General features: G+C 49.5%; 11 protein-coding genes. 7 read left to right on the top strand and 4 right to left on the bottom strand.

The genetic code is table 11. The features are described from left to right. Positions 1-37: 37 nt before the first annotated feature. The 4 genes from accC to arfB form a co-directional block, all read right to left on the bottom strand. The gene (accC, locus tag BEL05_RS13855) at positions 38-1,384 is read right to left on the bottom strand and encodes an acetyl-CoA carboxylase biotin carboxylase subunit (RefSeq protein ID WP_069671502.1); all 1,347 of its coding nucleotides are present in this window, start codon (positions 1,382-1,384) and stop codon (positions 38-40) included. 7 nt (positions 1,385-1,391) lie between these two features. Beyond that, positions 1,392-1,826, bottom strand: a complete 435-nt coding sequence (gene accB / locus BEL05_RS13850; RefSeq protein ID WP_028762569.1) for an acetyl-CoA carboxylase biotin carboxyl carrier protein — start codon at positions 1,824-1,826, stop codon at positions 1,392-1,394. A 13-nt stretch (positions 1,827-1,839) separates the two neighbouring features. Next, positions 1,840-2,292, bottom strand: a complete 453-nt coding sequence (gene aroQ, locus BEL05_RS13845) for a type II 3-dehydroquinate dehydratase (protein WP_028762570.1) — start codon at positions 2,290-2,292, stop codon at positions 1,840-1,842. 164 nt (positions 2,293-2,456) lie between these two features. Further along, positions 2,457-2,873, bottom strand: a complete 417-nt coding sequence (arfB, locus tag BEL05_RS13840; RefSeq protein ID WP_028762571.1) for an alternative ribosome rescue aminoacyl-tRNA hydrolase ArfB — start codon at positions 2,871-2,873, stop codon at positions 2,457-2,459. Positions 2,874-2,976: 103 nt separating this feature from the next. Here arfB and BEL05_RS13835 point away from each other — a divergent pair, with 103 nt between their 5' ends. The 7 genes from BEL05_RS13835 to mepA all read left to right on the top strand — a co-directional run bounded on the left by BEL05_RS13835 (position 2,977) and on the right by mepA (position 11,450). Further along, complete coding sequence (locus BEL05_RS13835; protein WP_028762572.1) at positions 2,977-3,354, top strand: SpoIIAA family protein; 378 nt, start codon at positions 2,977-2,979, stop codon at positions 3,352-3,354. 56 nt (positions 3,355-3,410) lie between these two features. Continuing rightward, positions 3,411-3,602, top strand: coding sequence for a DUF3012 domain-containing protein (locus tag BEL05_RS13830; RefSeq protein WP_069671501.1), 192 nt, complete (start codon positions 3,411-3,413; stop codon positions 3,600-3,602). Positions 3,603-3,780: 178 nt separating this feature from the next. Beyond that, positions 3,781-4,167: a hypothetical protein gene (locus tag BEL05_RS13825; RefSeq protein ID WP_069671587.1), complete on the top strand. Its 387-nt coding sequence runs from the start codon at positions 3,781-3,783 to the stop codon at positions 4,165-4,167. 180 nt (positions 4,168-4,347) lie between these two features. Further along, entirely contained in the window at positions 4,348-5,715 is a 1,368-nt protein-coding gene (locus tag BEL05_RS13820; protein WP_069671500.1) for a TolC family protein, read from the top strand. Positions 5,716-5,723: 8 nt separating this feature from the next. Further along, positions 5,724-6,986 carry an efflux RND transporter periplasmic adaptor subunit gene (locus BEL05_RS13815; protein ID WP_069671499.1) on the top strand — a complete coding sequence of 421 codons (1,263 nt, stop codon included), beginning with the start codon at positions 5,724-5,726 and terminating at the stop codon, positions 6,984-6,986. A gap of 12 nt (positions 6,987-6,998) precedes the next feature. Next, positions 6,999-10,229: an efflux RND transporter permease subunit gene (locus BEL05_RS13810; RefSeq protein WP_069671498.1), complete on the top strand. Its 3,231-nt coding sequence runs from the start codon at positions 6,999-7,001 to the stop codon at positions 10,227-10,229. A gap of 342 nt (positions 10,230-10,571) precedes the next feature. Continuing rightward, on the top strand, positions 10,572-11,450 hold the full coding sequence (gene mepA / locus BEL05_RS13805) for a penicillin-insensitive murein endopeptidase (protein ID WP_069671497.1): 879 nt from the start codon (positions 10,572-10,574) through the stop codon (positions 11,448-11,450). The last annotated feature ends 108 nt before the right edge of the window (positions 11,451-11,558 follow it).

Genomic DNA, 11,558 nt, shown 5'->3' with positions numbered 1-11,558 from the left:
GGTATGTTGTCATAGAGCTAGGGGCTTGCTGAGATGTCTATGTTAACCAGTGCTCTAAATAGTGGATAGATTGCTCACCCTGGAGAAAACCGTCATCGTGCAGTAGCTGCTGCAGCAAAGGAATATTGGTTTTTATGCCCGTTATTTGCAGTTCAGCTAAGGCGGCTTGCATACGGGCGATGGCCATTTCTCTATCTTCTCCCCAAGTGATCAGCTTGCCTATCATGGCATCGTAATAGGGGGGAACAGCATATCCTTGATAAAGATGAGAATCCCAACGAACCCCGAGTCCGCCAGGTGCTCGAAACTCGCTGATTGTGCCCGGACTGGGTACAAAGCTGTTTGGGTCTTCGGCATTGATGCGGCACTCAATCGCATGGCCATGAGTTGAGACTTGAGCGGTCGCCAAGGGGTTGCCCGCGGCAATCATTATCTGATACGCCACAATATCTAGCCCAGTAACCATTTCTGTGATGGTGTGTTCGACCTGAATGCGGGTGTTCATTTCCATAAAGAAAAACTGCCCATCCTGATAGAGAAACTCAAATGTTCCCGCGCCTTCATAGCCAATGGCTTTGCATGCTGCTTGGCATTGTTGGCTAAGATGATGACGCTGCTCAGCCTTGATACCAGGGGCAGGGGTTTCCTCAATCACTTTTTGTTGGCTACGCTGCATCGAGCAGTCTCGTTCGCCAAGGCAGAGGGTGTTGCCTTGGCTATCAGTCATCACTTGTACCTCTATATGGCGAGGATTTTCGAGGTATTTTTCTAAATAAACACCACCATTGCCAAATGCGGCGTTGGCTTCACTCTTGGTGAGTGCTATCGCGGCTATCAGTTGTTCGCTTTGGTGGACTATCCGCATCCCTTTGCCGCCACCGCCTGCGGTGGCTTTTATTATCACAGGGTAGCCAATCTGTTGTGCTTGGACTAAATTACTTTGATCATCATCATTTAATAGCCCTTGAGAACCTGGGACGGTTGGCACGCCAGCTAACTTCATGGCGTTGATTGCGCTCACCTTGTCACCCATTAAGCGGATAACATCGCTGCTGGGGCCGACAAATACAAAGCCGCTGGCAACGACTTGTTCGGCAAAGTCGGCGTTTTCAGATAAAAAACCATAGCCAGGATGAATGGCATCGGCATGGGTCAGAACGCCAGCTGCTAAAATCGCTTGGACATTAAGGTAGCTCTCACTGGCCTGCGCTGGGCCAATACAGATGCTTTCGTCGGCCATCGACACATGGAGTGAGTCTCTGTCGACGCTGGAGTGCACACTAACCGTCGCAATGCCAAGTTGGCGACACGCACGAATGACCCTAATAGCAATCTCGCCGCGGTTGGCAATAAGCACTTTGCTAATGGGTCGATTGCTTGTCATAACTGTGCTACTCAATGACCATCAGTGGTTGGTCAAACTCAACGGCGTCACCGCTGTGACATAAGATGGCTTTGATGGTGCCTGAGTGTTTGGCTTGAATTTGATTCATCATCTTCATCGCCTCAATGATGCACACAGTGTCACCGATTTCTACTCGTTGGCCGACTTTGACCAAAGGAGTCGATTCTGGTGATGGTGCCAGGTAAAAGGTGCCGACCATAGGTGAAATGAGCAGATCATCTTCGTCATAATCGGCCTGTTGAGTGGCCACCGCCGTCTCTGTTTGATTGGTCACAGGGGGAACAACAGAAGTTTTGTTACTGGTGTCGATATTGAGATTGCGGCAAATGCGAATCGACTCTTCCCCATCCTTAATCTCTAGCTCCGAGATATCAGAAGCCTGTACCAGTTCAATCAGCTTTTTAACTTTACGAATATCCATAATATGATAGGCCCTATGCTGATTTCATCGCGTTAATGCGTGAGATTGCCGAGGTTAGTGCATATTGATAACCCTGCTCCCCTAAGCCACAAATCACGCCAACCGCTTTGTCTGAGAAATAGGAGTGGTGTCTAAAGGCTTCTCGGGCATGCACATTGGATAAGTGGACTTCAATAAAAGGGATCGCAACCCCAAGCAGGGCATCTCTCAGTGCCACACTGGTATGGGTGAAGGCGGCTGGATTGATAATAATAAAATCGGCATCGGTTTCGTGAATGGCGTTAATCAGCTCATGTTCGGCATTAGATTGAATGTGTTCCAGCGCGACGTTTTCCGATTGAGCCGTTTGGGTTAAATTCGCCACAATTTGGGTCAAGGTATGGTGTCCATAATGGCCCGGCTCGCGGCGGCCTAATAGATTAAGGTTGGGGCCATTGACTAATAATATTTTTGCCTGATTGCTCATTCAACATACCTTTTCATTGTGAGGTGCCAATCGATAGCGCACCCTAAAATTTGATAGATAGCTGCAAGTTAGCATAAATTAGCGTCATTTTGTCGGCACAACTGAAATTTTAAAGTCATTAATGAGCAATTTGATGTGTGTTGTTAGTGGTGAGAGACGTATGGCTAGTAGCTAGATTTATCTTGCCTAAGGGCTTTGGTGGCGCCACGCTGTTTCTTGGCGTCAATACGACGTCTTTGGCTGCCTTTCGTTGGTTTGGTGGCTACCCGTTTTTTAGCAGTATGGCCGACACTGGCGACTAATAGGATAAATTGTTCTAGCGCAGTTTGGCGGTTAGCGTCTTGACTGCGACTCGCTTGGCATTTGATGATGATTTTACCGCTTTTGGTAATGCGGTGATCGGCTTTGGCAATTAAGCGCTCTTTATAGATATCGGGCAATGAAGATGCGTTAATGTCGAAGATCAGTTGTGCGGCAGTAGAGACCTTGTTGAGATGCTGGCCGCCGGCGCCACTGGAACGGATAAATTGCCATTCCAGTTCGTTGTCTTGTAAGGTTATGCGATTACTGATTTTTATCATCTTGCCTCTTTAATAGCGTTTATTTGATATAGACCTGTATCTTTGCGCAGATAAAATGATGCAAAATGTCTAGCTAACAATTGTATTGCTGCGGAGTCTGGTTATGTTATGCCAAATCGCTGATATCACCAATGGGGTGATCAGTTTATTTGCCAGTGGTCGTCTATCGACAAAAGATTACTGTCAGCAGATCGCGCCCATCATTGAAGAGTATCAAAATCAATCGGGTAAAACCTGTATCTATATTGAGGCCGATGTGCTGCTGGAGGGCTGGGAGAGCCAGTCGCTCTCTGGGGTCGGAGAGATTCAGTTACCCAGCTTCGACGCCTTGGTGCTGGTTGGCGGACCTGATTGGTTTGGTAATGCTGTCCGCCTGATGGGCCCCTTTATGCAAGGGGAGGTCGCATGGTATGCTTTGGAGGATAAGCCTCAGGCCATAGAGTGGATCACCGCAAAGCTGAGTTGTCCATTAACTCGATAGTTCTCGTTACCTACAGCAACTAGTGGGTAACTTATCCATACATTTAAGGGAAAAATATGTCATCGGTTACCTCATCAGTAGTAAAATTTAGTGCTATTGCATTGGCGCTAGCATTGGTTACCTCGCTATCTGGTTGTGCGCCAGAAGTCGGCAGTGAAAAATGGTGTAAGCAGATGGAAGATAAGCCAAAAGGTGATTGGAGTGCTAACGAAGCGGCTGATTACACTAAGCACTGCGTATTCAAATAACCCCGCTAGTCGCGATTATTTGTGACCCTGACAATACTTTGCACATATTTCAATGAGTAAGTGTTGCCAGGGTTGAACTAATCATTACACTGCCAGTCTGATTGCTAGCATCTTCTTTTTATTAAAGGTTACTTTGAGTCTACTCCTTCGTCAGTTTATCCAAAAGATCGCATTGATGATGATCGCCGTTGTGGCACTGCAGTTTGCAGGAGCCAACCTTGGCGCGCATCAGTTGCACTTGGGTAGTCATGAAAAGGAGAGTGAGAGTCATCCCCACCTGCAATTTACCGCTGAGGTGGTCAGTTTCGCTCAATGTGTTGATTGCCAGTGTGAATTTGACAAACCAGATGCTGAGCATGAAAAGCAGCACGCTCATCAAGTCAGTAAAACCGAAACCAAGACCTTCGACCTGTGTCTAGATTGTCAATGCCATGGTGGCCATGTGACCTTGGTGTCACTGGTAACCCTAATGCCTTCAATCCCTGTAGGTGATGAGCCCTCTAATCTAGGCCGTCATTACTACCCACCAGAGCAACAACCAAGTTATCGCCCCCCGATCGCTTAATCTAGTTTAAAAATATCATACCCATAGTAAACACTTTGAACCGACGCCAACGGGTGTCTGTTGCTGTGGGTCATTACTATTTTTATCAGCGCTACGCTACGACAACACAAGGCTATCTAACCAGATTAGATGTGATGTGTTAGTCGGGTGTGGAGCTGATGCTAGATATTAGGAAAAGCGATGAAAAGATCTATTATCGCCACACTGATGCTGGGCTATTTTTGTAGCGCTAGCGTTTATGCTCAATCGATTTCAATACCAAGCACCATAGATAATTCAATGGCCTATTCGTCGTTAGCGCAGCAAAGCGCTAACAGCGAAGCGTTTGCGCTATGGTTACAGCCATTGATCCGCCAATTTAACCAGCTTCCAGAAGTTAAAGCCCTGCAAGCTAAGGCAAGCCAGGCTCAGTTGCTGATCCAAGCCGCAGATAAAGCGATTTATAATCCCGAATTGGGGATCAACTACCAAAATGCCACGGAAGACACCTACAGCTTGGATATAAGTCAAACCATAGATTGGGGTGATAAGCGCGGCGTGGCAATGCGAAAGGCACAGCTCGAGGCTGAGGTGTTACTGTCGCAGACGACCTTGATGCGAAGTCAGATGTTGGCCGATGTTGTGATGGCATTGGTCGAGCAAGCGCAGCAAAATAAAATACTAGAGTTTCAACAACAACAGCTCGATGTGGCCAAACAACAATTTGAGATAGCTAAACAGCAGTTGGCATCGGGGGCGATTTCGCAAGCGGAGCTGCAACTCATTCAACTTGATCTTGCCAGTCGCGCCGCCGAATATGCATTAGTCGAGCAAGCTGCCATCAACGCCGATGCTAAAGTATTGATGTTATTTGGCACCACTACGCTGCCGTTTAATGATTTTATTGAAGTGCTAAATGTCGAGGTGGCGGCCGAGGTTTCGCCCGAGTTGCCAGCTTTAAAGAGCGCTTATCAGCAGGTGATGATGGCCAAATTGGCTGCAAAGCAGGTAAAAGCAGATACCTCAGCCAACCCCACCATTAGCCTGAGTGCGGAGCGTGAAGGCGAAGAGAATAAGTTGGGTGTTGGTTTATCTATCCCTATTCAGATCCGCAACAATTATAGTGAAACGTTGGCAATGGCCAGTAATGACATCGCCATTGCTGAGCAGCGCTACCTTGCTAGCGAACGCGTTATCACTGAGCAACAAAAACTGTTTTACCTAAGCCTACCCAGACTACAGCAACGTTACCAAGAGTGGCGTGAGTTGGTGCTAACTTCAGGTGCTGGCGTGGCTGATGCGTTGGGCCAGCAATGGCAAGCTGGCGATATCAGCACTAGTAACTATTTGCAAAGCAAGCGTCAACTGGCAAGCAGTTACCTAGCTGGCATGTCATTAGAGTCAGCGTTATATCAAAGCTGGCTCGATTGGATGGGGCAAAGTGGTCAGCTAGAAAACTACTTTCTGCAGCAATTAGCGCAACAGGCTAATGACCAAAGTGTCCGTGCCAATGTGACCAGTACCAATGGCAATAGTATCAATGCAGCTAGCATCAATCAGATTAGGTGAATAACACAATGAAAAATCAAACATCAAACCGTATATTTTTTACGCTCAATCCATTGGTGCGAGCCATGGGTTTTGGCTTACTGATTTCGATAACGGCAGCCATTGGCGTATCGGGAGTGACCTTAGCAGCAGAAGGCCATGAGCATGGACCTACTGAGGCAGCGCAGCCCCACGCCACAGGTGAAGTGGGGCATGAGCATGCCAATGAGACTGAGGAGCATCTTGAGGCACCAGATGCTCATGGTCATGAAAAGACGCAAGCCGAGCACAGTGATGGGTTAACCTTGAGCGCAGCCCAGCGTGATCTCGCTGGTATTGAGGTGGTTAAGTTGGCAGAGCAGAGCTTTAGTCTCGAGGCCGTGGCAACGGCGACGCTGGTGGTCGACAGAGATAGAACAGTCACCTTGGCTCCGCAGTTAGAGGTACGTGTCCTTAAGCGTCATGTGGTGCCGGGACAAGAGGTCGCTCAAGGGCAAGCCATATTGACTTTAGGCGGCGCGGCTGTCGCACAAGCGCAGGCAGATTACATCAATGCCGCTGCCGAGTGGAGTCGAGTTAAACGTATGAGTACCAGTGCAGTCAGTGCCAGTCGCCGTTTGCAGGCGCAAGTGGATGCAGAGTTAAAACGCGCCACACTAGAGGCGATGAAAATGACTCCAGCGCAGATTAACGCGCTTGCATCGACGCCTGAAACCATAGGTAGCTATCAACTGTTAGCGCCTATCGCGGGTCGAGTTCAGCAAGATGTAGCCATGCTAGGTCAGGTTTTTGCCGGCGGTACCGCCTTGATGCAACTCACCGATGAGTCACATCTTTGGGTTGAGGCGCAGGTGACACCGACTCAGGCCGAGAAGGTCAATGTGGGCAGCAAAGCCCTAGTGAGAGTGGGGCAGCACAGTATTGAAGCCAAAATCATTGGCCGCTCTCATGAGCTCAATAGCGTAACCCGCACCGAGCAGATCTTAGTGGCGTTTGAAAACCCAGGGCATGTATTGCATGCAGGGCAATTTGCTGAGATTTATCTCTCAGACAATGCCAAGGGCGGGGCAGTGTTACCCGATGCCGCGCTGACCCGTGGCGGCGATGGTGATTGGCAGGTATTTGTCGAAGATGCCGAAGGTTTCGAAGCGGTAGAGGTTGAAGTGGTTGAACGCCAGCGAGGTATGAATTTGGTCAGGGGCTTAGCGCCAAATGCCAAGGTAGTGATCTCTGGGGCGTTTTTCTTAGCCTCTGAGCAAGCTAAAGCGGGTTTCGACATTCATAATCACTAAGAGGTTGCTCCTATGCTACAGAAATTAATAGATGCTGCGATCCGCAACCGTCTCTTGGTGGTCTTGGCGCTACTGTGTGCCGTTGTCGCCAGCGTGGTTATGCTGCCAAAGCTTAATCTAGACGCCTTTCCTGATGTAACCAATGTGCAAGTAACGGTCAATACTGCCGCTGAAGGCTTAGCCGCCGAAGAGGTGGAGAAACTGATTAGTTATCCCGTCGAGTCGGCCATGTATGCACTGCCTGCTGTGACTGAAGTGCGCTCGCTGTCGCGTACCGGTTTGTCGATAGTTACTGTGGTGTTTGCCGAAGGCACCGATATCTACTTTGCGCGTCAGCAGGTGTTTGAACAGTTGCAAGCGGCCAGAGAGATGATCCCTGATGGCGTCGGGGTGCCAGAAATTGGCCCCAATACGTCAGGATTAGGACAGATCTATCAGTACATTTTACGTGCAAGCCCAGAGTCAGGTGTCGATGCATCAGAGCTAAGAAGTCTAAATGATTACTTGGTCAAGCTGATCATGATGCCCGTTGGCGGCGTGACTGATGTGCTCTCTTTTGGCGGTGAAGTGCGTCAGTACCAAGTGCAGATAGAGCCTAACAAGCTGCGCAGTTACGGACTGTCTATGGCGCAGGTGACAGATGCGTTAGAGAGTAATAACCGCAACGCGGGTGGTTGGTTTATGGACCAAGGCCAAGAGCAGTTGGTGGTGCGGGGTTATGGTTTATTGCCTGCAGGCGATGCCGGCCTTAAAGCGATTGGGCTAATTCCGCTAACCGAAGTGGCAGGTACACCCGTGCGCGTGAGCGATATTGCCAAAGTAAATTATGGCAGTGAGATCCGCGTAGGTGCTGTGACCATGACGCGTCGAGGTGAGGCGGGTAGGGTCGACAATTTGGGTGAAGTCGTTGCGGGGGTGGTGCTTAAACGTATGGGGGCCAACACGAAAGCCACCATTGATGATATTGCCCAGAGAACCACGCTGATTGAGCAAGCACTGCCAGAGGGAGTGTCGTTTGAGGTGTTTTACGATCAAGCCGACTTGGTCAATCAAGCGGTGAAAACGGTGCGAGATGCACTGTTAATGGCCTTTGTGTTTATTGTGGTGATCCTCGCGCTGTTTCTGGTCAATATCCGCGCCACCATGCTGGTGTTGCTATCAATTCCCGTGTCGATAGGTCTTGCCTTGATGGTGATGGCCTATTTCGGCATGTCGGCTAACTTAATGTCATTGGGCGGTTTGGCCGTGGCCATTGGGATGCTGGTCGATGGCTCGGTGGTGATGGTGGAGAATATCTTTAAGCATCTTACCCAGCCAGATAGACGTCATCTTGTTGAGGCTCAGGCTCGTTCTGCTGGCGAGCGCGATCCGCACCATGCTGACTTAGACGGCCTTGGCCAAGGTGGACGTGGTGGTATTGCGATGCGGGTGATGCTGGCGGCTAAAGAGGTATGCAGTCCTATCTTTTTTGCCACCGCCATTATCATTGTGGTCTTTGCGCCGCTGTTTGCCCTAGAAGGGGTTGAGGGCAAGCTGTTTCAGCCGATGGCCGTTAGTATCATCTTAGCTATGCTCTCGGCTCTGCTGGTGGCATTAATTGCCGTGCCTGCATTGGCCGTGTATGCATTTAAACGTGGTGTAACGCTTAGGCAAAGTGCCTTACTCAAACCTATCGAGTCGGGTTATCGCAAGCTGCTCGCCATCACTATGGCGCATCCAAAGGTTGTGGTGATAACGGCGCTGCTGATGTTTGCCATGAGCATGGTGTTATTGCCACGGCTGGGCACTGAGTTTGTGCCTGAGCTAGAGGAGGGCACCATTAATCTGCGCGTCACATTGGCACCCACTGCCAGCTTGGGTACCTCACTTGCTATTGCCCCTAAGTTGGAGCAGATGCTGCTGGAATTCCCTGAGGTGGAATATGCCTTGAGCCGCATAGGGGCACCAGAGCTAGGTGGCGACCCGGAACCTGTGAGCAACATTGAGATCTATATTGGCCTAAAACCCATTGAAGAGTGGCAATCGGCTAGCAATCGTTTTGAGCTGCAACGTCTGATGGAGCAAAAATTAAGTGTATTCCCCGGACTATTGCTGACCTTCTCACAGCCCATTGCTACGCGGGTGGATGAGCTGCTCTCTGGGGTGAAGGCCCAACTTGCTATTAAGATATTTGGCCCCGATCTGGAGGTGTTATCTGAAAAGGGGCAAGTGCTGACCGACCTTGTTAGTCAAGTCCCTGGTGCCGTCGATGTGTCGCTGGAACAAGTGTCGGGTGAAGCGCAATTAGTCGTGCGGCCTAAGCGTGAACTGCTGGCACGTTATGGTATCAGTGTCGATGAGGTGATGAGTCTCGTGAGTCAGGGCGTTGGTGGTGTCAGCGCCGGACAAGTGATCGATGGCAATGCCAGATACGATATCAATGTGCGTTTAGCACCTGAATATCGCAGTGCACCCGATGCGTTAGGGGATTTGCTGCTTAATGGCGTTAACGGTGCGACGGTACGTTTGGCAGAAGTGGCCGATGTGGTGATTGAGATGGCCCCGCCGAATATTCGTCGTGACGATGTACAGCGTCGTGTCGTGGTACAGGCCAACGTCGCAGGCCGGGATATGGGCTCGGTTGTTAATGATATCTATGCCATCGTACCGCAAGCAGAGCTTCCACCCGGTTATACCGTGGTGGTGGGGGGCCAGTATGAGAACCAGCAGCGTGCGCAGCAAAAGCTGATGCTTGTTGTGCCCATTTCAATAGCGCTGATCGCCTTGCTGCTCTACTTCTCATTTGGCTCCATTAAGCAAGTGGGGCTTATCATGGCCAATGTGCCATTGGCGCTAATCGGCGGTATTGTTGCGCTCTATCTCAGCGGCACATACCTGTCGGTGCCCAGCTCGATAGGCTTTATCACCCTGTTTGGTGTGGCAGTGCTCAATGGTGTGGTATTGGTGGATTCTATCAATCAGCGCCGCGCCGCTGGTGAGCCACTTTATACCTGTGTGTATGAAGGCACCGTTGGGCGTCTGCGACCAGTATTGATGACGGCACTCACTTCCGCTTTAGGCCTGATCCCTATTCTGTTATCTAGTGGTGTGGGCAGTGAGATTCAAAAGCCGCTCGCTGTGGTGATCATCGGTGGCCTATTTAGTTCAACAGCACTGACATTGCTGGTACTGCCGACTCTGTATCGTTGGCTGTATCAAAGCAGCACGTTAAAGGGCGATAAGGAGCTAGAAGCTTTGGATTAAACCACATAGCGGTTGAGTTAACCGAGCCGTTTAATGTGGACTGTTTTATGTTGGCCAAGGATGGTCAGAGGATGCCAGACTTTCAGTTTGTTCTGGCTAGGCTATCTATGTTAATCAATAGCTACACCTCTTTGGTTACGCTCCATAGACACAATATTGGCTTGATCTATTTCACCTAAACGCTAACCTGTCGGGTGAGACGGCTAGGCTAGAGTCTATGATTTAGTACGCGCGGCAAGACGCCGCGCTTTTTTGCAAGAACAAGAGTCAGCCCCTAGTTAATTTTACTTCATTGTTATCCTTGCTAAACTCAATTTACACCCTGCTTCTGGCTAGATGTTTATGCCCTCATTATTACCCCTATTTAATGCCCGTTGGTTTCATTCCCTATTGCTTGGCTCGTTGTTTGCCATGGCTAACCTGAGTGCGGCTGAGATAAAGTGGAGTCAGTTTGATAGCCCCTCTGGGGGGCAGGTGGCAGCAATAGGTTCATACGCCAATGGTTGTTTATCTGGCGCGCAAGCTTTGCCATTAAAAGGTGAGGGTTTTCAGGTTATCCGTACTACTCGTAATCGCTTTTATGGACACCCACAATTGGTGAGTTTTATTGAGTCCTTGGCAAAACAGACGCACTTGATGGGTATGAATGACCTATTGATTGGTGATATCTCGATGGCGCGTGGGGGGAACTTTGAGTTCGGTCATTCGAGCCATCAAATTGGTCTGGATGCTGATATCTGGTTTCGCCAAGCTGAGCAACAGCTTAGTGAGCAAGCAAGAGAAAACCCACAAGCGTTAAATCTGGTCGATAAGCAAAGCTTTAGCGTCAACCAGCACTGGAAAACTCAACATGCCGAGATGATCCGTTTAGCGGCGCTTTCACCTGAAGTGGCACGTATCTTTGTTAACCCGGCGATTAAACAGCAGTTGTGTACTATGACCTGGCCTGACCCCAGTTGGCTCAATAAAGTTCGTCCTTGGTGGGGGCATTCATTACATATGCACGTGCGCTTAACGTGTCCTACCGATGATCCCTTATGTCAAAATCAACAGGCCCCGCCTTTAGGGACTGGTTGCGATGAGCTGGGCTGGTGGGCGCTGCAGATGACGGCAGCCAACAATGCTAAGCAGAGATCTGCCCAGGTAAAACCAAGGCCTAAACCTAAAGTGATGAAGGCGAAGCCCGAGCAGTGTATGCACTTATTGAGTCAAACCGAGTGATGGCTTTTATGGCTTATTGCATTGACAGCTAGTGGGTTACTGAATAGATTAACTGCTCTATAAGTCAGCATAACTTAGGTAAGCCATACTGCTTACCCAAGTGCTGTT

This window comes from Shewanella colwelliana (genome assembly GCF_001735525.1).
Classification (GTDB): Bacteria; Pseudomonadota; Gammaproteobacteria; order Enterobacterales; family Shewanellaceae; genus Shewanella; species Shewanella colwelliana.
The sequence above is the reverse complement of the archived record's forward strand: the minus strand, read 5'-3'. Positions and strand labels throughout refer to the sequence as shown.

Excerpts from the sequence above, each read along its gene's own strand:
- accC (WP_069671502.1), bottom strand. The coding sequence starts at position 1,384 with ATGACAAGCAATCGACCCATTAGCAAAGTGCTTATTGCCAACCGCGGC.
- accB (WP_028762569.1), bottom strand. The coding sequence starts at position 1,826 with ATGGATATTCGTAAAGTTAAAAAGCTGATTGAACTGGTACAGGCTTCT.
- aroQ (WP_028762570.1), bottom strand. The coding sequence starts at position 2,292 with ATGAGCAATCAGGCAAAAATATTATTAGTCAATGGCCCCAACCTTAAT.
- arfB (WP_028762571.1), bottom strand. The coding sequence starts at position 2,873 with ATGATAAAAATCAGTAATCGCATAACCTTACAAGACAACGAACTGGAA.
- BEL05_RS13835 (WP_028762572.1), top strand. The coding sequence starts at position 2,977 with ATGTTATGCCAAATCGCTGATATCACCAATGGGGTGATCAGTTTATTT.
- BEL05_RS13830 (WP_069671501.1), top strand. The coding sequence starts at position 3,411 with ATGTCATCGGTTACCTCATCAGTAGTAAAATTTAGTGCTATTGCATTG.
- BEL05_RS13825 (WP_069671587.1), top strand. The coding sequence starts at position 3,781 with ATGATCGCCGTTGTGGCACTGCAGTTTGCAGGAGCCAACCTTGGCGCG.
- BEL05_RS13820 (WP_069671500.1), top strand. The coding sequence starts at position 4,348 with ATGAAAAGATCTATTATCGCCACACTGATGCTGGGCTATTTTTGTAGC.
- BEL05_RS13815 (WP_069671499.1), top strand. The coding sequence starts at position 5,724 with ATGAAAAATCAAACATCAAACCGTATATTTTTTACGCTCAATCCATTG.
- BEL05_RS13810 (WP_069671498.1), top strand. The coding sequence starts at position 6,999 with ATGCTACAGAAATTAATAGATGCTGCGATCCGCAACCGTCTCTTGGTG.
- mepA (WP_069671497.1), top strand. The coding sequence starts at position 10,572 with ATGCCCTCATTATTACCCCTATTTAATGCCCGTTGGTTTCATTCCCTA.